General features: G+C 44.6%; 21 protein-coding genes and 1 tRNA gene. 7 read left to right on the top strand and 15 right to left on the bottom strand.

The genetic code is table 11. The annotated features are described in order from the left end of the window. Window positions 1–186: 186 nt before the first annotated feature. A complete protein-coding gene (locus tag ABDW16_RS23650; RefSeq protein WP_343673200.1) occupies window positions 187–342 on the bottom strand; it encodes a hypothetical protein in 156 nt (51 codons plus the stop codon). A 177-nt stretch (window positions 343–519) separates the two neighbouring features. Next, window positions 520–1,779: an SGNH/GDSL hydrolase family protein gene (locus ABDW16_RS23645; protein WP_343673198.1), complete on the bottom strand. Its 1,260-nt coding sequence runs from the start codon at window positions 1,777–1,779 to the stop codon at window positions 520–522. A gap of 333 nt (window positions 1,780–2,112) precedes the next feature. Here ABDW16_RS23645 and ABDW16_RS23640 point away from each other — a divergent pair, with 333 nt between their 5' ends. Further along, entirely contained in the window at window positions 2,113–2,406 is a 294-nt protein-coding gene (locus ABDW16_RS23640; protein ID WP_343673197.1) for a hypothetical protein, read from the top strand. Window positions 2,407–2,451: 45 nt separating this feature from the next. On the opposite strand, the gene ABDW16_RS23635 is transcribed toward ABDW16_RS23640, so the two are convergent. Both ABDW16_RS23635 and ABDW16_RS23630 read right to left on the bottom strand, forming a co-directional pair. Next, window positions 2,452–2,525, bottom strand: a tRNA-Asp gene (locus tag ABDW16_RS23635). A 338-nt stretch (window positions 2,526–2,863) separates the two neighbouring features. Beyond that, window positions 2,864–3,640 carry a nucleotidyltransferase domain-containing protein gene (locus tag ABDW16_RS23630; RefSeq protein WP_343673195.1) on the bottom strand — a complete coding sequence of 259 codons (777 nt, stop codon included), beginning with the start codon at window positions 3,638–3,640 and terminating at the stop codon, window positions 2,864–2,866. A 254-nt stretch (window positions 3,641–3,894) separates the two neighbouring features. Between ABDW16_RS23630 and ABDW16_RS23625 the strand changes: the two genes are divergently transcribed. Further along, window positions 3,895–4,461, top strand: a complete 567-nt coding sequence (locus ABDW16_RS23625; RefSeq protein ID WP_343673194.1) for a hypothetical protein — start codon at window positions 3,895–3,897, stop codon at window positions 4,459–4,461. 277 nt (window positions 4,462–4,738) lie between these two features. Here ABDW16_RS23625 and ABDW16_RS23620 read toward each other — a convergent pair whose 3' ends face one another. The 4 genes from ABDW16_RS23620 to modA form a co-directional block, all read right to left on the bottom strand. Further along, a complete protein-coding gene (locus ABDW16_RS23620) occupies window positions 4,739–6,022 on the bottom strand; it encodes a T9SS type A sorting domain-containing protein (RefSeq protein ID WP_343673193.1) in 1,284 nt (427 codons plus the stop codon). Between the two features lie 216 nt (window positions 6,023–6,238). Continuing rightward, window positions 6,239–7,024, bottom strand: a complete 786-nt coding sequence (locus tag ABDW16_RS23615; protein ID WP_343673192.1) for an ABC transporter ATP-binding protein — start codon at window positions 7,022–7,024, stop codon at window positions 6,239–6,241. Between the two features lie 21 nt (window positions 7,025–7,045). Beyond that, complete coding sequence (gene modB / locus ABDW16_RS23610; protein ID WP_343673191.1) at window positions 7,046–7,708, bottom strand: molybdate ABC transporter permease subunit; 663 nt, start codon at window positions 7,706–7,708, stop codon at window positions 7,046–7,048. Then, on the bottom strand, window positions 7,705–8,442 hold the full coding sequence (gene modA / locus ABDW16_RS23605; RefSeq protein WP_343673190.1) for a molybdate ABC transporter substrate-binding protein: 738 nt from the start codon (window positions 8,440–8,442) through the stop codon (window positions 7,705–7,707). Before modA ends, modB begins: the two co-directional genes overlap by 4 nt. Window positions 8,443–8,533: 91 nt before the next feature. On the opposite strand from modA, the gene ABDW16_RS23600 reads away from it, so the two are divergent. Both ABDW16_RS23600 and ABDW16_RS23595 read left to right on the top strand, forming a co-directional pair. Continuing rightward, a complete protein-coding gene (locus tag ABDW16_RS23600; RefSeq protein WP_343673189.1) occupies window positions 8,534–8,821 on the top strand; it encodes a putative quinol monooxygenase in 288 nt (95 codons plus the stop codon). Between the two features lie 56 nt (window positions 8,822–8,877). Next, window positions 8,878–9,660 (top strand): type II CAAX endopeptidase family protein, encoded by a 783-nt coding sequence (locus ABDW16_RS23595; RefSeq protein ID WP_343673188.1) that lies wholly within the window; start codon window positions 8,878–8,880, stop codon window positions 9,658–9,660. 9 nt (window positions 9,661–9,669) lie between these two features. On the opposite strand, the gene ABDW16_RS23590 is transcribed toward ABDW16_RS23595, so the two are convergent. Then, on the bottom strand, window positions 9,670–10,542 hold the full coding sequence (locus tag ABDW16_RS23590) for a LysR family transcriptional regulator (protein WP_343673187.1): 873 nt from the start codon (window positions 10,540–10,542) through the stop codon (window positions 9,670–9,672). Between the two features lie 89 nt (window positions 10,543–10,631). On the opposite strand from ABDW16_RS23590, the gene ABDW16_RS23585 reads away from it, so the two are divergent. The 3 genes from ABDW16_RS23585 (at window position 10,632) to ABDW16_RS23575 (ending at window position 15,486) form a co-directional block, all read left to right on the top strand. Continuing rightward, the gene (locus ABDW16_RS23585) at window positions 10,632–11,525 is read left to right on the top strand and encodes an alpha/beta hydrolase (RefSeq protein ID WP_343673186.1); all 894 of its coding nucleotides are present in this window, start codon (window positions 10,632–10,634) and stop codon (window positions 11,523–11,525) included. Between the two features lie 85 nt (window positions 11,526–11,610). Next, window positions 11,611–12,288, top strand: a complete 678-nt coding sequence (locus tag ABDW16_RS23580; protein ID WP_343673185.1) for a hypothetical protein — start codon at window positions 11,611–11,613, stop codon at window positions 12,286–12,288. 63 nt (window positions 12,289–12,351) lie between these two features. After that, the gene (locus tag ABDW16_RS23575; RefSeq protein WP_343673184.1) at window positions 12,352–15,486 is read left to right on the top strand and encodes an RICIN domain-containing protein; all 3,135 of its coding nucleotides are present in this window, start codon (window positions 12,352–12,354) and stop codon (window positions 15,484–15,486) included. 37 nt (window positions 15,487–15,523) lie between these two features. Here the strand turns inward: ABDW16_RS23575 and ABDW16_RS23570 are convergent, their stop codons facing one another. The 6 genes from ABDW16_RS23570 to ABDW16_RS23545 all read right to left on the bottom strand — a co-directional run bounded on the left by ABDW16_RS23570 (window position 15,524) and on the right by ABDW16_RS23545 (window position 22,617). Next, entirely contained in the window at window positions 15,524–17,311 is a 1,788-nt protein-coding gene (locus tag ABDW16_RS23570; RefSeq protein ID WP_343673183.1) for a gliding motility-associated C-terminal domain-containing protein, read from the bottom strand. 137 nt (window positions 17,312–17,448) lie between these two features. Beyond that, complete coding sequence (locus ABDW16_RS23565; RefSeq protein WP_343673182.1) at window positions 17,449–19,749, bottom strand: hypothetical protein; 2,301 nt, start codon at window positions 19,747–19,749, stop codon at window positions 17,449–17,451. Window positions 19,750–19,909: 160 nt separating this feature from the next. Further along, window positions 19,910–20,410, bottom strand: a complete 501-nt coding sequence (locus tag ABDW16_RS23560; RefSeq protein WP_343673181.1) for a DUF6496 domain-containing protein — start codon at window positions 20,408–20,410, stop codon at window positions 19,910–19,912. A 33-nt stretch (window positions 20,411–20,443) separates the two neighbouring features. Continuing rightward, complete coding sequence (locus tag ABDW16_RS23555) at window positions 20,444–21,082, bottom strand: phosphoribosyltransferase family protein (protein WP_343673179.1); 639 nt, start codon at window positions 21,080–21,082, stop codon at window positions 20,444–20,446. 19 nt (window positions 21,083–21,101) lie between these two features. Continuing rightward, window positions 21,102–21,317, bottom strand: a complete 216-nt coding sequence (locus ABDW16_RS23550; protein WP_343673178.1) for a dodecin family protein — start codon at window positions 21,315–21,317, stop codon at window positions 21,102–21,104. Window positions 21,318–21,348: 31 nt separating this feature from the next. After that, complete coding sequence (locus ABDW16_RS23545) at window positions 21,349–22,617, bottom strand: erythromycin esterase family protein (RefSeq protein ID WP_343673176.1); 1,269 nt, start codon at window positions 22,615–22,617, stop codon at window positions 21,349–21,351. Between the last annotated feature and the right edge of the window lie 2 nt (window positions 22,618–22,619).

Here is a 22,619-nt window from a genome sequence, read left to right as displayed (position 1 = left end):
CTCTTAGCGGGCTACGCGAGACAAATTTCGAACGGGTTCACGGAGGATTTATCTAAAATCCAAACCTTTATTGGTGAAATACAACTTAAAATCAGGGAAGCTGGATTGCTATCGGGTTTTATGCATAGCTAACGGTGGCTTTGCACTGATACTCCACTGCCTCCACAAAGAGCGATGATCCAAACCTCAATTTATTTCGATCACAATCTTACCGAATGCGCCTTTAACAATATGTTCAAGGGCAGAAGAGAGATCAGCTATTAAGTAACGGGGGTTAATTAAAGGCTTGATAAGTGCTTTATCAACCGCATGCACAAGATTTTCTAATGCTTTGCGACTCATAAACAAAAATTCTCTCTATCAGGTACCGAATTAAATCCAGGAAATTTTATTTTTGACCACCTCGTTTAAATTTTCTGCGGAGAAATAAAAATTCGCCCCGCCGGGTATTTGACAGCCGAAACCATCCAAGGCATGACCACGCACTAATTCTGCGGAAAAAGAGGAATTACACTGACATTACCTGAACAAAGACAGGTTTATTCCATCGCCCATTAAACGGTAACCCAGTTCGTTAGGATGAAGAAAATCATTCGCTCCGGCTTGTACCTCATATTGTAAAATGTCCTTGTCATTGGGATCTCTCATCAACTGATCAAAGTCGATGACTGCATCGAAATGGTTCGAGCTCCGGATCCATTCGTTGACCTTGTTGCGAGCGGAATTTTTGTAACTCTCATAATAGAAGCTTTTTTTGAAAGGCATGATGGTGGCACCGTACACCTTTATTCCTTTGGCGTGCGCCAGATCTATGAATTGTTGATAAGCGGCAATGAGATTTTGTGCTATGTCATCAGCGGCCAAACTGTCCCGTGCACCGCCAAGGTCGTTAATTCCTTCCGCCAGAATAAGCCATCTGACCCCTTGCTGATCAAGTACATCATGTTCGAAACGTAGCAATCCGGTAGGTCCTAATCCCCCTTTAAGAATGGCATTACCACCGATTCCCATATTGATTACACCTACCTTGCTCGTAGCTGGATTTTTTAGCAAATTCTCTGATAATATATCGGGCCAGCGATTCTGTTTATTGGTCCCAGAACCGCGTCCATCAGCGATTGAATCACCAAAAACGACAACCGATCCCGTATTCTTTTTGGCTGCTACTTCAATTCCTGCAATAATGTACCAATGATCAATCCTGATCATATCCCTGTATGTCTCGCCGGGTTTGGTAGCATTGCTGGCAAACAGATAAGAGGTAGTTCGGGAGCCTCCATGCCCAGTAAGAATGGAAGGGACTTCTCCAAAAGAAATAGTGATAGCGATGCGGGCCCTCGGCTTTAGCCCAAACGATTTGGGGTCGGAATAAATTTCTGTACCTGGTTGCAAAATAACTTCCTGTTTCCCATTGAAGGTTAACAAAGCAATGGTTGACATATCAATCGCGCTGCTGTCTTTCGCAACCGCAATCTGTACCGATCTGATCTCGAGCGGACTATTCCCAAATTTATTGGAGAACTTCAGTCTTAGTTTATCAGCACCGATTGAGACGCAGACAATCTGTCTTAAGACATGGTTAGCAATTCCTGGTTTGGGGGGCATGTCCTTAGGATCTGTTGCCAAAAGTGCCGTTCCCCAGGTACCTACCCATTTCGTTTTGTCTTCTGTGTGATGTTGGCTAACAGGAGGATAAGCTGATACAGAAATACAACACAGCAACAATAGTGTCGGCCATCCAATTTGCATAATTCCGAGGATATTATATCGTTTTGTCATGATAAATAATTAATATTTGATCGTTAACGTTGTCAGGTGGCAGAATTGTTTTGATTAATATGTATTCGACAATTTTGATTTGAAAGATAGAAAGTGGTTAATTTAATCAACAAACAAGGGTTAATGCTACCAGCAGCCGGTCATTGTTTGTGCGATAGTTAACTTTTACATACGAAACAAGTTTCGTTTTGATGAAATTAATAAAATTAACTATACCGTCACTCCTCATACCCTCTTTCCTTTTTAACTGCGTAATGAAAATGAAATCGGTTTATTTTAAATTGAGTAGTGCAATGATGAATTTCCTGGATACAAACGCCAGGATCGGGTTTTATGCTGGCATTCGAAAATTTCTGGAACATGTGGGCTTCCCGGCAAAAATACCTCGTTGTGGTAATCTGTGGATCTGCTGCTTCATGGATGATACAGAAAGTAATTAATAACCGCGGTGGGCTCCATAACGCTGGATCAATATCAGTTATGGCAGTTTTATATGGCGATGGGGGCATTCCTTTATATCTTAAAGAAGTAAATATTGGAGAGAGTACAGCGCAGGATTATATAACACATTTAATTTCGAACGCTTATAAAGTTGAAAACAAACATCCTGGAAATTCATCAAAATAGATTTAAAAAGCAAGACCCGCTCATAGAGCGGGTCTTGCTTTTTAGCGGACCGGACGGGACTCGAACCCGTGACCGATGGATCGACAATCCACAATTCTAACCAACTGAACTACCAGTCCGTTGAGAGATACTTCAGGTACCTCCCTGGGGTAATTAACAATACAATGGATGCTTTTAGGGCTAACATTATCCAGTCATAACCATCTGCGCCTTTTGCTACAGATGCATTGCTACAACCTTCAAAAATGAGGTAACAAACAAAAAAAGATAACTTAAGCTTCAGGGTTAAATCCCTGGGGAGATACTATTTTCATTTCCTCTCCCGTTGATAAAACAAAGTTACTACCGGGCTGCGCAGTCTTTCTACGCAGTAAAAAAATGCACAAAAAAAACTTCAGCCCAATAGACTGAAGTACCTTAAAATATCTATAAATGCTTAATAATCACCGCAGATCTATTAAGAAACCGCATCAAAATACGCCATCACCCTTTCCTCACTCTCCCTGCGCAATTCCACCTCCCCGGAATACACCTCCTCCCTCAACTGCCTGTACAAACTCACAACCTGCCTGAGCGCCGCAAAAATCCCCTCTCTATCATACCCCGCCAGCGTTGCCTTCAACCCCGCCACCTCCTCCGCCCGGCACCACATTTCCACCCTCCTCAACCGCCTCGGCTCATTCCCGTTCCTGATATGTAACAAAGGCCCTAACACCACATTCCGCATATATCCTAACGATTCCAACGCCTCAAAATACTCTCCCCGCCCCGTCTTCAGCAACGTATAATGTACCCATACCCAAAACCTGTCCTCAATCCACTGGTATTCAGGATGCGGAAAATGCGCCGTCGTCTTATCAAGTACCCCCTGCAACTGCCTGCCTTTATCTAATAAAAGCACAGGGTTCTCTACCCTATGCTCAAACTCCTCCAGCGTAACAAACTTAATATCCACATGCAACAACGGCTCATCATACAAACAAATCAGCAAACGTGGCTCACCCACATGCTCCCCTGTAAACGCATTGAGCAAGTGCCCAAATCGCTGCGCATACCCCATCATCCGCTCCTTATTTCCTCCAATTACCTCCCTTGTCACCAATACAAAATCAATATCAGAATATTCATCCAGCTGACCGCCAATCCATGAACCGCCAGCCGCCAACCCCACCACAAGATCGTCCGTGGACAATAGTGCTACTACCCGGTTAGCAAACGTTGTTAGTTTTTCCATAATAGGAAGATACAAATAGATATCCAACCCCCATCACAGGAAATACGATCCAGGATCTTCAAATGACGCTCACTAACTTAAATTAGAAAACATTCAACCTGCCTTCGACAACAATTAATCATGCTTCCTGCCTCTTTCTCCGCCAATTAAAAATCTCATAATAGCATGTAAACAACCATTAGAAACCCGCTAATTCCACCTAAAAAACACTTTCATAGGGATCCTTACCTTTAGCCCTCACTTATTATATTGCTATGGCAAAACAAACTTCCATCATCACCTTCAGCGGCCGGTTCGATAACATGATCGGGGTAAAACGTAAAAAAGGCCATTTCCTGCGGTGCATCCCCAAAAAGGTCCGCCAATCTTCCCGTACGCGGCGCGCTGCACAACGCTTTGGCATGGCCAGTTCAACAGCTGCCCTCATCAGGAAAACCCTTGTTCCCCTCCTGGATATCACCTGCGATGGCGGCCATGTAAACAGGCTGACAAAGCGGCTCATTCCCTCAGGAGGTCAGGACATTCAAGCCATCAATGGCTACCGGTTCAAAAATGATAAAAGAATAACCGGAGAAGGAAAGATCATTGCAGTACGGATTGATTTCATTGCCAGAAAAGTAACCGGCACAGGGATCGTCACAACTAATGAAAAAATTTGCATCCCGGGAAATGGTACACTGATTATGGTATTACAAACTGAAAATGGGGCTGCAGAAATAATCGGCATAGCCGAAGAAGAAATACCCGCTATACACACCTCCCGGTACATTGCACAGGTAACAATGCCTTCAATAACTATCCCCTTTACCCAAAGAGAATAACCCTGACACCGCCAAAAAAATATATAAAGTGAACCCAACAAAAAAACATACATTATATCTGCAGGCAAGCCCTGTTCCTCACGCATTCCCCCAACTATTCTAATTTAAAAATTCCTCTCCATATTCCTCCTCCACCTCAGGTCCACGTTTCTGTCGCTGCTATACCTCCAAAGGTTAAAGATTGATAAGAACAAAAATAGCGGGCTTTTAAAACCCGCTATTTGGATGTTATGTAGCCAGTTGCAGAAACAATCTCCAACTTGTAGCTATTTCAAAATTATCTCGCCAGCATCAATTTCTTACTCTCCACCACACGACCATCCAACTCCAGACTATACACATATGTACCCGCTGTAGCCCCATCCAGTGACAGGTTTACGCTGTTCCCTCCATTCGTTTTCAAATCTACTCTCTTCACTTGTTTTCCTGTCAGATCAGTCACTGTCAGATAAGCATGACCAACAGTACCCGGATAAGTATACCTGATAGTCGTACTACCTGAAGTAGGATTAGGTGCACTTGACAATGAATAAGATTCAGCCGCGCTGCCCGTTACCTGCAGACTACCACTTTTCAAAGCAGCTAGTTGTGCCTGCACATCCGCGAGCGCTTGTTTTAATTCATCTACCTGCTGTTGCAGGGTATTATCTGAATCTGCTACACGGGCTGTCTGAGTAGCGCTTTTAAACACATTACCATTTGCATCTACAACAAGTACACTACCAGTACCGGAACTCAGATTTTGAAAACGTACAGTACCATTTACATGCAACTTAGCCGTAGGAGCTGTGGTATTAATACCAAAATTACCAGCACCATTTATTCTGGCTCTTTCCAAACCATTTATACCCAAAGAATCGACACCTGTGCCCAATATCAGGCTGCTATTTGTAGTCAATGCCTGTAGCACGAAATCACCAGTAGCAGCAGTAGCTACGAAAGCACCTGCTCTTGAAGCAAGACCAAATCTTGCGAATGGAGTAGCAACTTGTCCGGATGGAACAGATGGATTCTGTGAAAACCAGATAGAAGGAGATCTGCCTGATACCAGCAGATTATTATCTTCAGAGCTGGTGTTGGCATTGTGAATGTGGAACAGTCTAACTGGCGTACTTATACCAAAGCCGGTATTGCCACCTGAGAGAATAGTCGCCTTCTCTACATTGTTAGTTCTGAATACCAATCTGGCGGTGTCAGTAGTACCCACAAAATTAGAATTAGGGTTGGTACCTGCATTCCCAGTCAGCAGCCATGCATTGCTGCTGCCAATGGTAGAAGCATCTTTCCAGAATACGCTTCCGCTGCTATCCTGAACAAGAAAACGAGGCGCAGCATTGAACTGCGATAAGCCTGCAAATCGTACAGAACCGGTAGTGTGCAATTGAGACGTAGGTGTAGCCGTACCAATACCTACAAATAAACCAGTAGTTTTTAAAGAATCGTTGACAGCGATCAGGCGCTGTCCGGGAGTACCTACCCAGCCTTGGGCATAGGAGAATTGAATGGTTAACATGCTGCAAAAACTGATAAGCACCAGTTTCCAGGTTAGGGTCTTTTTCATGATATATGATTAGGGTTTAAAAAAACATAGGTTCCGAAGTGGTGATGGAATGTGTGTCTTACATGGGTTAATTTTATGGCGCTAAGATAGGAGAAATTATAAACATCAAAAATTAATCTTTCAATAATTAATAGCAAAAAAAAACTGCTTACTCAAAAGTGTAAGCAGTAACATTTATTAATTCTTATTCGTTGCCACCTCCGTTTGCATTCCTTTTCATTCCCGCTCAAATTTCACCTTATCCCCCACATTCAGCCCATTATTCTCCACCAGCACTGTCACAAATGTCTGACTTCCTTCCTGCCGCACATCCACCACATTCCCACGTTGCAAATCAAAAAACACTGCAGGTGAATCATACTCAACTCCACCGCCGTTTGCAATATGTATCACCTTATCAGATAACTTAACAATCTCTTCTACATCATGACTCACCATAATCGTGGTCAGGTGATACCTCCGGTGCACCTCCTGCAAAGTCTCCTGCAACGACCGCCGCAGCTCCCTGTCAATCGCAGACAAAGGCTCATCCAGCAATAACAACGCCGGCCGTTGTGCAATCGCCCTTGCCAGTGCCACCCTTTGCTTTTGCCCGCCGGAAAGCCCCTGTGGCTTTCTCAAAGCCAGCTTTGTCAAACCAGTCACCTCCAGTAACTCATCCACGATTTTCATGGACTCATGCTTCTTCAAAGCAAATGCAATATTCTCCCGTACAGTCATATTTGGAAACAATGCATAATCCTGGAATACCATGCCTACATTCCTCCGCTGCGGACGTATGTTTATTTTCCTGCTACTATCAAACCATATCGTACCTTCTACACTGATGCTTCCACTATCAGGCTGCATAAACCCTGCGAGCATACGTAAAATGCTCGTCTTGCCAGCACCCGAGGCCCCATACAAACTCACAAACTTACCTTTCGCCAATGCCAGGTCAAGATGAAGAAGTAGCTCTCCATCTGCCGTATGTAATTGCTTTTGCAACGATAACTTCACCATATATAACCGCTTCTGCAACAACTAAAAATAATTACTCCGCTGTATCCGCCTGTTAACAAAATACATTGAAAACAACACGACAAAAGAAATCCCTATCAACACCATCGCATACACATTCGCCTCCCGGTAATGAAAAGTATCATTCAGATCATAAATAGCAATCGCCGCCGTACGCGTTCTCCCCGGAATATTTCCCCCCACCATCAGCACAATACCAAACTCTCCCACCGTATGTGCAAAAGTTAAAATCACCCCCGTCAGCAAAGAAGGCTTGATATTCGGCAACAACACCTTCCTCAGCGCCTCCCACTTTGACTTCCCCAATGAGTACGCTGCTCCCCGCAAACTCGCCGGCAATGAAGCCAGCCCCGACTGTATAGGATGCACCATAAAAGGCAGGCTATACAACAAAGACCCTATCAATAACCCTTCAAATGAAAACGCTAGCCGTATATGCATATACTTCGCCAAAAACGCCTCCGGTCTGAAAGCCATCAACAAATAAAACCCAATCACCGAAGGTGGCAATACCAACGGCATACTCACCATCACCTCCATCACCGTTTTAAAGATCGAAGGCTTTTGCGCCAACCACCAGGCTACTGGAATAGCAATAAAGAATAAAATAACCGTTGTAAACAGTGCCAGCTGTAAGGTTAAAAATATGGGTGCTGCCTCCATCATTGTACAATATATCCGAATTGCTCAAATATTTTCTTTGCCTGTGCAGAAAAAAGAAAGTTATAAAACTGATTCGCCCCTGCATTATTTTTCAATAACACCGCCGCCTGTTTAATAGGTGGATAGTCCTGCCTGCTAACCTCCATCCATCGACCCTTCCCCTTCATCGCATCAGAAATTACAATAGACTTTGCCGTAAAGCCCACTTCCGCATTTCCTGAAGCAATAAACTGACTGGCCTGTGTAATACTTTCACCCGTTACCAGTTTGTCCGCTACCGAATTATACAAATTATACTTCCTGAGTAGCACCATCGCCGCCGCGCCATAAGGCGCCGTTGCCGGATTGGCAATGGCAATATGGTGGACCCTGGCAGTGCTTAGCAACCGCATATCCGGCACTATACCAGGTAGGGTCGTCCACAGCACCAGTATCCCCTGCGCATAAACCCTTGGCGGCGCCACTGCCAGCCCAGCAGCCTGTACCTTTGCCGGAAAAGCAGTATCCGCAGAGATGAAAATATCAAAAGGAGCCCCCGCAATGATCTGCTGGGTCAACTTTCCCGAAGCGCCTAATACCACCTCTATTTCTATCTTATGCTGCTTATTAAAGGCTGTCTTCAAAGCCTCAATGGCATATTGCATATTGGCTGCGACGGCCACCGTGATCTTATTTTGTGCCTGCGTACCTAAAGCTATAAAGAGCGCACAGACGAGTAGGAGCAATCTCAGTTTCATACTTAAATTTACAACTTACCCCCAAACTTCCTAAACAGCAAAATATAAAATAACTTTAAAGGAATAATTTATACAAAGAAACATTAGCAGCATGAAAACGTTAAAAATCGTTGCCAGGTTTAAGGTTACTCCTGCCACAAGAGAAACAGTATTAGCCAGTATGTTGAAATGTGCTGCGCTTTCGAAAACAGAAGAAGGAAATATATTCTACGACGTTACTGAGCACGTATCAGATCCTGACATACTGGTCATCCTTGAAGAATGGAAATCGCAGGCAGCTATCGACTTTCATAATTCCACTGCTCACTTCAAAGAACTGGTGGAAAGTATTGCAGGTAAAGCTGAAATCACCGTTGATGTGCTGACTATGATCAACTAAATGGACTTTGAACCCCACGGCGAACATGGGGTTCAAAATTTCCCTATATTAGTAGCATGGATCATCAAGCATACCCTGAAGTAAAATCCCTTTTGAAGCTGTTTTTGATGCTGCTATTTTTCATGGTCACAATAGGATCTGTAGCTGGCTTCTATGTAGGTTTTAGTAAAACACCGGTAGACCCGTTAATAAAATCTCTCCTGAACCTTATTGCTTATACAGCGGCTATGATAGCCACCATCTGGTATGCTGCAGGGAAGAGTAAGAAACAACAGCCTGAATCATTTGAGTTAGGTTTTAATAAAATACAGGTTTGGCTGATCCCTGTATTAGTCATCAGCACTGTGGCACTGACCGTGGGCCTGGAACGTGCCTCCACGCTGATACCCATGCCTGATAGTATGGCTGAATTTTTTGAAGAACTGTTTAAGAAAGATGTCTTCTCTATAATCATGATCTCCATAGCAGCGCCTGTGCTGGAAGAAACGCTGTGTCGTGGTATTGTGTTAAAAGGTTTATTACAAAACTACTCTCCCCGAAATGCAATCTTATATTCAGCACTGTTTTTTGCATTGATACATCTTAACCCATGGCAGTCGTTACCTGCTTTCTTTGCCGGATTATTCTTAGGATGGGTGTATTATAAAACAAGATCTGTGATACCCGGCATTATTGTACACGCGGTAAGTAATACCACATTTGTATTGTTCCTGTTCCTGCCTAAGGAGCAACAGGATTATTTAGGATTGTTAGGCATGCCGCTGTATATTGTGGTGTGTGTATTGGCAACAATAGTATTCCTTGCCGGGTGCATGTATATTCAAAAAAGAATACCCTGAAAGAGCGATTTACGAACCAACAAACTGCTTCATTAAATTCACCAGGTCAGAAGTCACCTTCGTCTTATCATAAGCCAGGTACAAAGTATTTTCTGCCGGTACATTCCCGCTCCATATGATCTTCAGATCGTCATCCACCAGGTAATCAGCTGCGATCGTCAAAGCCGGACAATGCTTCAATGACTTTAAAATAATATTCATATCCGGAATCACACAATACGGCTTAATAGCCGGACGCTTTGCAAAATTCTTCTGCCAGAACCTGCGTATAATAGCCAGGTCAGCGCTATATGCAAACCATGTTTGCGATAGCAACCACGCTTCTGCATTGCCCCAGTCTTCTTCACTGATATACTGATCAAATTCAGTCGTGTCAATACTTTCACTGCCTGCAATGATAAAACGCTCCTGCCGGATAGGTTCAAAAGCAATGTTCTTATAATCGGTCAGTTTTGTCGCCACTACAAAATCCAGCGTACCTTTATGCAATTTCCCTAACAGATCATGTGTACGTCCAAAAGAAAGCATCAGGTTAGCATCAATATCCATAATGTTTTCAGATAACACTGCCTGAAAATACTCCTGCACGGTGCCCAGCCTGATAATCGGTACCTGCTTTTTTAAACAGGCCGCATTGAAATTTGCTTCTACTTTTTCCAGCTTTTCCAATGGCTCTACCACCTGTGTATAAAACAACTTGCCATACTCCGTAGGCACAATTCTTGGCTTCCGCTCAAACAATGTACGGCCTACATGCGCCTCGAGGGAAGAAAGATGCTGACTCACATTGGGCTGTGAAATAAACAACGCCTTCGATGCAGCAGTAAGTGAGCCCGTTTGATATACCGCCTTAAAAGTTCTGTACCATTCCAGATTTACCATAATTTAAAGGTATAAATAAATTTATGATTGCCTATAATTTACATTATTTCATTTATATGCCTCCGCAGTGGAAATTTGCATAAAAAAAGATGGAGATATTACCACAGGTACAGGAAGTATTGAATTACATTCAGTCAATTGACGTATCGCATATTGAAGACAAATGGCAGGCCGGAAGAGCATTCTATGAAAAGTTCATTCCACTGGCAGGAGAGGAGGAAACCTTATTTACAGTCGAAAATAAAAGACACACCAGGATCTACAGACCTGCAGCCGGAATACTGCCAGCCCTCATTTATTTTCACGGTGGCTGGTTCAATGCCGGTAGCCTGGATACACATGATCGCCCCTTACGCCAGTTAGCTAACCAGGCAGGAGTTATCGTTATATCAGTCGATTACAGGCTCGCTCCTGAATACCCTTTTCCTCATGGCCTGAATGATTGTATCGATACTACAGCATGGATTCTTCAGCATGCAGCAGAAATGGGCATAGATCCACTCCGCATAGCAGTAGCTGGAGACAGTGCCGGTGGTGCATTGGCAACAGCCGTTGCAGGCAGGTTCCCTGAATTAAAATGCCAGGTATTGATTTACCCCGTCACCGATTCATCCCTGACTAGTTCCTCCTGGAAAGAATTTGCAGAAGGCCCTAACTTAACCCTGGCAGGTGCGATTGAAGCCTGGGAATACTATGCTACAGACAAAGTTAAAGCAGCTCCCATCTTCAACAATGACCTGTCCCGCATGCCAGATGCATTTATCATCACAGCAGAATACGATCCCCTGCGCGATGAAGCAATTGCCTATGGCGAAAAGTTAAGGCAGGCACATGTGCAGGTTACAGAAAAACTGTATCCCAAAATGATACATGGTTTTTTCCAGATGGGCGGGGTAATCGATGACGGGAGAGCAGTGATCGCTGAAATTGCAAAATATATCCGGTATAAATTGATAATCAATCATAACATTGTCGGCCACTGAGTAAGTAAAATTGAGTAAATACGTATCAGTTTTTTATTCTATCTTGGGCGTATTAACAATTTAACCCGTATTCAACCCCTTGTTTATGATTTCACAAAAGAGAAAACTCCTCTTGTCCCGGATCAACAAGATCGGCGCATTCATCTCTACAACCCAGGCAGATGAAATGATTGAACGTTACCACAACCAGCAACCAGGTGGTGTAGGTTCCTTCCTATATGACGCTACATTATTTCAGCAGCTGCTGAGCGTACACGGCTGCGAAGGTATTCGTGTCATCAATGCCATCCATGACGATGTGCATACATTGGTATTTGTTGCGGTAGACAGTCTGAACCGCAACATCTCTGACAATGCTCCTATCGTTGGTCACGGTACGGCATTATCCTATGCTCCATTACAGATCATGCAGGAACTGCCTGTAACAGGTGTAGACAAATGGCATGGTACCGTAATCAGCAAGATGGCCGGTAGTGAAATGATTGAAGCATACCAGGCACTGGTACCCGGCTCTATCAAATCCAGCTTATACGGCAGAGAATTGTTTGCTGCATTATTATCTATCGAAGGATGTACAACCCTGCGCGTATGTAATGGTATAGATGATGAAGGCGATCATAAAACCGTGCTGATACCGCTGGATGCAAAATACAATGCCATCAGGAAATGCCAGATAGGTGCAGCCTTTATCGATGATCCGATTGGCGACAATTCTATCACTTGCCCACCCTGGTGCCCGACTACAGATTTTATGATATTGTAAACATAAAGAAGCGCCTTTCCTGACCAGGAAAGGCGCTTCTTTCTTACCCTCAAAATACAACCTATGAAAAGACTACTGTATTTCCTCTCAATCCTTTGTTGTATCACTATTGATACCTACGCACAAAGAACATATTATATAGACTTCGGTCCTAATGATATAACCAATGGCAACATCACCACCAGTCCCGACGTAAATGGCAATTACTGGAACAATATCACCAATACCAGTACAACAGCCGCTTCGGTATACCTGGTCACAAACAAAAACGCCTTATCCGGTGCTCTCATCAACATTACTTCCGGGTTTAGTGCCAACGGTATTAACAACGGTGGCCTGTTATCTCCCAGCGCAGCCCTCTTAAATGACCTCGCTATCAACACGGCTACCCAGGATTATTTTTATACAGATAATATCGCAAGCTTTATCATCAAAGGACTGGACGTCAGTAAGGGATATGTGTGCTATTTCTTTGCTACCCGAAATGACCCCGAGATACGTAAGTCAAATTACACCCTTGCAGGCAGTACAACCTATAGCGCCACATTGCAAACCTCCGGTACGAATTTAGGCGGAACGGGTTACAATGGTAATAACAGTACCATTCTGGTCACGAGTACTATTACCCCTGATTCCAAAGGCCAGATCGCCATCACTGTAAAACGGGAAGCCGGCACTTTCGCCTACATCGGTGCACTGAAAATAGAGGAAGTCAGGTTGCCCGTCACCGCATTAAAAACAGTGTATACTGACTTCGGTCCCAATGATGTCACCAACGGCAATATCACTATCAGTCCCGACATCAATGGCAATTACTGGAACAATGTAACCAATACCAGTACCACCGCCCCCCAGGTAAACCTGGTAGATAAAGCAAATTTATCGACCGGCACCTATATTAAAATCACCTCCGGTTTTTCTTCCAACGGTATCCTGAATGGTGGTTTGCTATCACCAGATGCCAGTTTATTAGGCGATCTGGCCATTCCCACTGCCACACAGGACTACTTTCACACTTCCAACTCTTCCAGCCTTTCAATTAGAGGACTGGATAAAACCAAAGGCTACGTTTTTAATTTTTTCGGCACCCGGAATGATCCTGAAAAACGGGTGACCGGCTATTCACTAACAGGTGCTACCTTCTACGACGGCCTGCTGCAAACATCCGGAACCAATTTAGGCGGCACGGGTTACAACGGCAATACAAAAACCATTCTGACCTCAGATATAATAATGCCTGATGATAATGGTCACATAAACCTTACAATGACCAGGTCTGAAGGCACATTTGGCTACCTGGGAATTATGAAGATCTACCAGGTGAACCCTGTCACATTTGAACCTTATTGCACCACAAAGGATGCCAGCCGCATCGCGGTAATGGGCTCTTCCGTTCCATCAGGAACCGGGGCGACCAATAACCAGGGATATGCCCAGCTATATGCCCAGTTACTGGCTACCAGGGCCAACAACGGAACAGGCCAGACCTGGAACGTATCGAACATATCAATCCCCGGCAACAATACTATCAGCGTAATCAACCGCTGGGATAAAGACTTACTGCCACTCTGCAGCAGGTATGTTATTTACGCACTCTCCCTGGGCAATGAAGGCATTACCACCGGCGGACAAGCCATATTTAACCAGTTCAGAGACAATATGAAATTGTTGATTAATAAAGCGAGGCAACAAGGCATTGAACCTATTATCACCAATTGTTACAGTCGTGAAGATTACACTGCTACAGAATACAACTATATCAAACAGATGAATCTACTGATTCATTCCTGGAATGTAGCCAGCATCAACTTATTGGGCGCGCTTGACAATGGAGCTGGTAAATGGGCAACAGGTTATAAATATGATGATCTGCATCCCAATGATGCGGGCCATCTTGAATTTGAATACGCTATTGTACCTTCCCTGTTCGACGCCCTGAAGGCAGGAAAGTCCCAACCCTACCAGGTAAATGGTACATCGCTGAACCTAAGTCCCGCCAGCGGCTACAAGTTGCAGGTCAAACCCGAGGAAACCCTTCACTCCTTTACTTACTCATTTGATATACAAACATCATCAGCAGGGCAGGTAGCAGAACTGAGTACGACTACCGGCTTAAATACATTAGTGATCAACACTTCCGGAAAACTGGACTATTCACCAGGTATTCCGGGAGTGACTGTACTGACGGACAATCAATGGCACAAGGTTACGCTCACCCACTACTATGCAATGGGGAAAACTTTGTTGTATGTCGATAAGGTATTACAAGGTTCGATAGCAGAAAAATTGGTGACCACTGCCTTTGACCTGAATGGCTCAACTGCTCCATCTGCCAATTACCGCACGTTACTCTTCTATCGCTCAGGTATGACACCCGAGGAAATCAACACCATGGTAGACGGTAATCTGCTCAAATCCAGTCTTGAAATTTATTCTCCCCTGGATGGTGGAAATGTATTGAGTGCAGATCCTATCGTGAACCTGGCACAGAGCACCAATAAGCTAAAGGAGGTGAATATTATCGCAGGCACCTATTATCTTCAGAACCGTTTCAGCGGGTTGTACATGGATGTAGATGATAACCAGGTTACGCAGGATGGAGGTAATATACAGCAATGGAGTTTTGTGGGTGGCACGAATCAGCAATTTACATTTACCCATTTAGGCAACGAGGTCTATAAAATTATTTGTGTCAAATCAGGAAAATCAGTGGATGTATCTGCAGTGAGCACGGCCGATGGCGCTAATGTACAGCAATGGGGTTATGTAAGTGGTGCCAATCAACAGTTTTTGATGGTGCCTGTGGATAATGATTATTATAAAGTAATCGCAAAGCATAGTAATAAGCTGGTGGAGGTGGCCGATTTTAGCACGGTGAATGGTGGAAATGTGCAACAATGGACGGATGTGAATCAACTGAGTGGTCAGTGGAAATTGGTGCGCCCCGCATCAGCAGCCAGAAGTGCCGGCGTTATTGAGAAAGAAGGCATTTCAGTATATCCCAATCCGGCGGTGACCACGCTTTATATAAGTGGGTTGACGGAGGTGGCCGGTATTAAGGTGTATAATAGTTCAGGGCAATTGCAGGTAGCAGGAGTAGGAAGGTCTATAGCGGTTGGGCAATTGAGTGCAGGGGTGTATTTTGTGCATCTGAAATCGAAGGGAGTATATAAGGTGATAAAGTTTGTAAAACAATAAATAAAAGAGCCTGAGATTGCAGGCTCTTTTATTCTCCCTATTTTATAATGACGAGTTTACCTTTATAGACCTTCGTCCTGTATTGTTCTTTTACTTCAAGTACATAACTATATAACCCAGGACTGGCACCACGTCCATCCCAGGTATTATCATAGTTTTCAGACCTGTACACCAATACACCGCCCCGAAGCAGGTTGAAGACTGAAAGCCTTGAGTTGGGATAATTTTCCAGTCCGCGAATCACAAACAGGTCATTCCTTCCATCGCCATTCGGTGTGAACACGTTGGGAATATATAGCCTGTTACTATCTGCTGAACAAGGGCCATCATTATCAGCAATTGAAACAATCATCACACTATCCGGCCCAACAGGATAATGCAGGCTATCACCCAATCCTTCGTCTATTTGCAGTGATAAAAATTCTGTGAACTCAGCCTTGTTATCATCAACAATGTTGATGGGGATTGTTGCACTGTGCTCACCAGCGGGAATTACCACAGGCGGGATGGTATAATCAACCCCTTTTATCGCAGTGGTACCAAAGGGAATGACATGATAATTCACAAGTACATCTTCTGCTGATACCAGGCTATCCGGGAAGGACAATGTAAAACCTGCCGGCGTTCCTCCTTCTTTTCCGTTTGTCTTTCCTGAGATCGTAATATGCCTGTTGTCGATATCATCATCATACAAAGGAACCAGGGTGGGCGCATAATCATTGTATACAGTGATGGAATCGCCCGATGGAGTGCTGGCACTTAAGAGAATGGGTTGGATATATTCGTTTCCTTCTATAATGTTATCATCAATAGGATGAACGGGAACGATTACAGTGCTGGGGCCTAAGTCTGATGGCGGAATCACTACAGTATCCAATGGCAGATAGTCTACCCCCTCGGTCGCAGTTCCGTCCATCCTGATTTTGACAGTAATCGGTTCTTTCACGAAGGCTTCCCCGGTGGGACGGGATTGCAGGTAAATGTAACCATCCACCTGGGGATTTCGCTCCCTGGGGCTCCCAACATAATAAATGGAAACGTCTGCCCCTCTGACAGGAGCAATAGTATCGTCATTATCATAAATATAAATCGGGCCATAAGGGAGGCCGGTGTAAGAATATTCAAAGTCATTGCTGGTAACCTGCGCTATTTCTAAGTACAATGCTTCGGTGTCTTCCTTAATTTTATCATCAAGTACATTGATCTCCGCAACAATGCTATGCTGTCCGGAATCAATTCTCAATGTGGGGTCGTCAATATCGCCATAACCTATTGTCGTATTGGCGGCGTGGGGAGCAGTGATCCAAATGGTTTCTCCGGCTATATAATCGCTGGATAAACTTGCGGTAATGGTGGCATTTGGCCCGCCTTCCTTTCCATTTGTCGATGCGGTGAAAGAAATGTTGACGCTGTACTGATCATCATCGTAGATCCTGAGCGTAGTTGGTGCAGGCTCAAAATCGACTGTAGATGCGGTGATAGCTGTTGCACTTTGAATAGCAAGTACAACATCTGCATAGGGTTCTACTATCCTGTTTTCTACAGGAACGACAGGGAAGGTGACACTGCCATTGCCTGCAGAGACAGGGATTTTGATGGTGAGCGGAAATGCCTGGTAATGCACGCCTACCACGGCGGAGCCACTGGTAGTAAAGTTGACGGTGATCGTGTCTGTGCCGGCAGCAGTGCCGGTTACAGTAATTGTATAACTGCCACCTGCAAGGCTTTCGTTGGTATTTTTATGATCTGTGATTTCAACATGATAGTCGGCGGCAGATACGGATATGGCACTGCACAGCAATAAACTGAGTAATAATGGTTTCATGATTGTGGGGGGTGGGTATATTAAGAAATGATGCGGGTAGGGGCTTTTCCTTACGGGGGGTAATTGTGCCGGTCTTATGTTGACGAATTTACGATTTTATTTTATGCTCAGCATAGCAATCAATAGCACCTCCGCCATCAGCGGTTATCATGAACGGCTAATTTTAAAGCCGCCTCGTAGATTTCGTCTTTGCCAGCTTTAATACCAGGCATAGACGGGTTTACAATTACATCAGGTGTCACACCATCCAGGTGGTGATGGCCAGGCAGTCCATCTACCCTGATACCGGTAAAGGTCAGTTCATATCCCCCGGGCAGATAAAAGCCATTAATGGTGCCGTCAATACCCGCAGTAGATTGCCCTACTATCGTGGCCAGTTGATGGTATTTTATAAATGCCAGAAAGTATTCGGGGTGACTACCTATACTGGCATCTGTAAGAAAATAACATCTCGCCTTCAGGTGTGGTACGCGAGGGCTCACATCCAGCACAGACGGGGTATACTTCACCTTTTCAAAATCCGGGTAGATGATCTGTGGATCATACAATATACCCGGGCTACCAACTTTTTCTGTTACCAGGTGCGACAATACAATATCAAACAAATCATAGCCGGGATAACCCCGCATATCGAATAGAATAGCTTTGGCATTGGCGGTGATACGGATCAGTGAATCTACCTTATTCGCTGGCTCCAGCAGGTTGATATAGTAAATATTGCTGGCTATGGCAGTGCCACTGGTGGGCAGTTTTTGTACCAGAGATACTTTTTCATCAAAGCCGGTAGTTGATCTGTTCACCAGCACCCGGTAACGTTTGTTGTTCCTGCTAAGGGTCATCTGCATGTTGCTGCCGGGGTAACCAAAACTCAGTTTCCATAATCCCTGGTGCAGGTTGCGCTGAGTGGATCCTGCATGGTACCGGCTAATTTCTTCCACTTGTTGCCAGGCCGTTTTGCCGTTAATAGAATCAGCTATATCTCCGGGTTTGATAATCGCCTGCAGGTCCGGGTCCAGCACATCTTTTACTACCACCTGCTCATTGGCGGTGCTGAAGGTAACAGGTGCCATGGCATTGTAAGCCGAATCAGTTTTCATGACTACCCATAAGTGTCCATCTTTCAGAGGGGCCGTCATTAGTTGCAATGTATGCTTAAAGTCATCAGGCGTTTTATCTTCGTATGCTTTAGTGAACGCATGTAGTAGCAACTGTTCAGGTTTGGTCGGCACATCCTGCCAGAAGGGAAAGAAATGCCGGTAAATGTTCCAGGCAATCACAATATCGCCCAGTCTTACCTGCAGCGAATCGGCTATCAATGCAGCAGGTAAAGTTGCTATGGCATTGATCAATTCAGCGAGAGCTTCTTTATTCCCTGAAGGATAGGTGGCATCCACCGTACCATAAAGTGCCACGGGAACGATGCATTGAATGCCTGGTACCAGTTCCTTATTGATCACATCACCAATCTTTGCCTGGTAGGCATAGAGAGGGGCATCTGCTTTTTTATCGGCAGTAAAGGCGATCTTCATAGCAGCACCGGAGGCAGATGTTGGTTCAGGTGCTACTGCAAACTGGTAATGGCCATTGTCCGCAGCAGGGTTGATCCAGGCCATTGGTCGGCCGCCGTCATCTGCAATCGTAAAATCCTGGTTGGGCAATGGAATGGGATATTCCCTTCCATCTTCTACCGCTATAAATTGCAGGTCTTTCACCAGCAGCACGCCTTTACCCTTCAGTGATATCCCTATCAATAGTTGTTGAGAAGATTGATCAATTTTACCGGAAACAATATATTGTTTCCAGCTACTATCACTATATATCGGTGTCGTAAAGCTGCCACCCTGACCCGAAGCAGTGATGTTGGTAAGGCCGATACCGGCGGTGGCACCATTGTCAGTCATTAACCTGACGCTGGCACTGAGCCTGAATTCACTGCCTGCGTGAGATGCGGGGATAAACTGTGCCTGTGTACCGCTGAACAGGGAGTCTGCTTTTTTATCAGGGGTATTTCTGTTTAACCGTACAGTGGGGGTACCCTGTCGTGCGAATTCATTTACCAGCCGCATACTCAAACCAGAGTATTGCCAGGAGATGTCATGATACCCTGCCAGCGAAGCAGGTGTAATATCCTTTACATCAAAAACTATTTTATCGGTACGCTTAAATATCTTAATGGAAGGAGCCAGCGGCAGGAACAGTTGCCGGAGAGTAGCCAGCAAAGCATCGTCATTTCCGGCTTTCCGAACCACACTGCTGCCATAGATGGCAAAGTGATCCCAGTCTACCAGCTGTGCCTCATCAGCCGGATGAAAATACCGTATATAACCATATAACCGTGCAAATGCACAGAGGTTCCTTATTTCCTGTGGGCCTGGTGCTGACCGTGCAGCAACCGTGAAAAGTAGCAAAAGGATAAACGTGGACCTGAATCGTAACATGAAGGGTTATTGACTTTTGGACGTCAATATAATCGTTTTAATGCTTTATAAATGTTATAATTTGGCTATCGTGGTAGTTCGTTTAAGAAAAAAAGCCTCTTTGCCGGAGCAGGAGTGAACCTGTTACAGTCAAAATCATTCCAGCCAGTAACCAATAGAATCAGCTGTGGGCATTCCTCGCTCTTGTGCGTGCTGCTTTTTTAGCAGCAGCAGAACGTTCCTCCGGTCCTTTTGTACGTGCGGCTTTTTTAGCAGCAGCTGACCGGTCAGACTTACTTCGCTTTGTAGCTGCTTCATGCGTCTGACGAGAGAGTGCAGAATGAGAAGCGGCAGTGGTGCTTTCCTTCTTTAACGCCTTCACTCTTGCACGTGAACGGGTTGCTGATACAGGCTCATGTTGCTGCCCCTTTTCATATGCCCGTTCTGCGCTTTTGCGGGTTTTCTCCGGTACAGTACCTGCTTTCGGTGGTTTCAAATTTACACCTGCACGCCGGGCTTCTGATAAGCCAATAGCAATAGCTTGCTTTGCTGATCTTGCTCCATGTTCTCCCTTACGGATTTTTTTTATTTCCTCATGTACAAACTCACCCGCTTGTGTACTGGGCGATTTTCCCTCGCGTTTCGCCTGCTTTGCCCGCATGACAGTTTTCTTTTCCGGCATAAAATAATTTTTAAAATTGTGATACAATTTGGCCTATTTTCGCTGTATATCCTTTGCATTTAATTCCTTTAATAAGGTCATAACTTCTTCATCGTCAACCTCGCTAAAGTCCCTGTAAAACCCGCCAACACCCACAAAGGTGAAAGGTGTATACAAACAAATAAACCCATCTACCTCCTTTTTAATCCGCGCTGCCGCCTGTCGGGAGGCAACAGGTACTGCTACCACCAGCTTACGGGGGTGCTTGTTGCGCAGCATTTTCAGCGTAGCGAGAATAGTTCTGCCCGTTGCAATCCCATCATCGATTATGATCACTGTCTTCCCCTTTACATTGGCAGGTCTTTCCCTGTTCATGAATTTTTTATAGCGTTCTTTCAGCTGTTGGCGGATAAGGGGAATCTTTTCTTCCAGGTACGATTTAGGTATGTCATCCGTTTCTTCTAGTAAAACGTCTTCCAGCCCTACAGCACCTATGGCATATTCTTCATGCAAGGGATGGCCTATTTTCTTGGTCATCAACAGATCCAGTTCAAAATTCAGGTGTCTGGCCAGGTAATAACCAATAGGTACTCCTCCTCTTGGCACTGCCAGTATAATTCCTTTTTCCCCTTTGAATTTTTCCAGCCTGGCAGCCAGTTGCATGGCTGCCTGAAGCCGATCGTTAAAATACATAACAGGTTGAATATTGTGCTTAGTGTTTTAAATTACTATCCACCCGGAAGGAAACTTTACAGATAGCTCCGTAAGAAGTAATTTTACCTTCATTCACATGCACCTTAAAATCTTTTACGAAAACCGAATCAATGTTCTGAATAGACTTTGAAACTTCTGTTACCGCATTGTGTACTGCGTCCTCGAAACTATTTTCTGACGAAGCGATTACCTCAATTACTTTTACAATAGCCATAGCTTATCTTTTAATAGTGAAGAAATAGCATTCAAAAAGTGAAAGGATACGTTTCCGGTATCTTTTTTAGATCAGGGTGAAGGTGTATTGGATGTAGCGCTGATGTTTCATCCAGGTAGATGAAGGCATCATAGCGTGATCCAGCTATCGTGGGTACATAATTACCGTATTTTTCACGATCTGGATGGTACACTACGCCAATTGCCCTGTGTGGAACTGTTCGTTTATATAACTCATCTGTACTGTCCTCAAATATTATCATACGGTCTTGTGTCGATTGTTGATGCATGATCTGCTCAATACTACCGACCTTAGCTTCGGGTACATTCATGACCTGCATGGGAGCATCCCAGTAAGTTCCCGCAATTACCTCGCCAGAGTAAGATCCAAAACCTACCAGCACTACATCGTGCCTGCCAAATTCCTCTCTTGCCAGCTGACCAATATTGAACAGTCCCTCATCCTTCATATTGGTATAGCTTGCATCTCCTATATGGGTATTGTGTTCCCACACAATGGCCTTGGCTTCGTCGCCATGAAATTCCATCAGGCGGTTAAGGGTTTCCTGCATGTGCTGGTCACGTATATTCCAGGTGTTATTGTTGAACGAAACCATATTCGTATAATAGGCTTCTGCATTAACGGCTATGTTTGCATTCTGCTCCATGTTCAAAGCGGCTTCAGGATCATGGTCATATACTGGAGCACTCCGGCGTACAGCCGTCAGCAATGAAATAACTTCCTCTCTGCAGGACGATTCCATATCTACCTGGCTGCGGGCATATTCACGGGCATCTTCGCCATAAGGCTGAAAACAGTTCAGCGTTTTAGCAGCAATGGCTGCTGCGTGCGGATCATGCACTTTCAGGTAACGGTTCATTGCCTCCAGGGATTCCCAAAGACTATACACATCAAGGCCATAAAAGCCGATCCGCTGGTTCGCCGCCTTTTGGGAATTATAAGTTTTTAGCCAACCCAGCAATGCCTCGATTTCCCAGTTGGCCCACATCCACATAGGCCAACGGCGGAATGTGTGAAGAAGGTCATAAAGTTCTTTCTCCTGGTTTTCGTATCCTTTTATGTAGCGATTCAATAGATAACAGTCGGGCCAGTCGCCTTCTACAGCCAGGAACCGGAAGCCTTTTTCCATGATCAGTCGCTTGGAGATGGCTGTTCGCCATGTATAATATTCATGGGTACCATGCGATGCTTCTCCCAGCATCACGCAATGCGCATTCCCCACGCGATCCAGCAGCGGATCAAGGTCATTGCTGGTATATAATGGATAAGTACCTGTCATAA

This window comes from Chitinophaga sp., assembly GCF_039596135.1.
Taxonomy (GTDB): domain Bacteria; phylum Bacteroidota; class Bacteroidia; order Chitinophagales; family Chitinophagaceae; genus Chitinophaga.
The sequence above is the reverse complement of the archived record's forward strand: the minus strand, read 5'-3'. Positions and strand labels throughout refer to the sequence as shown.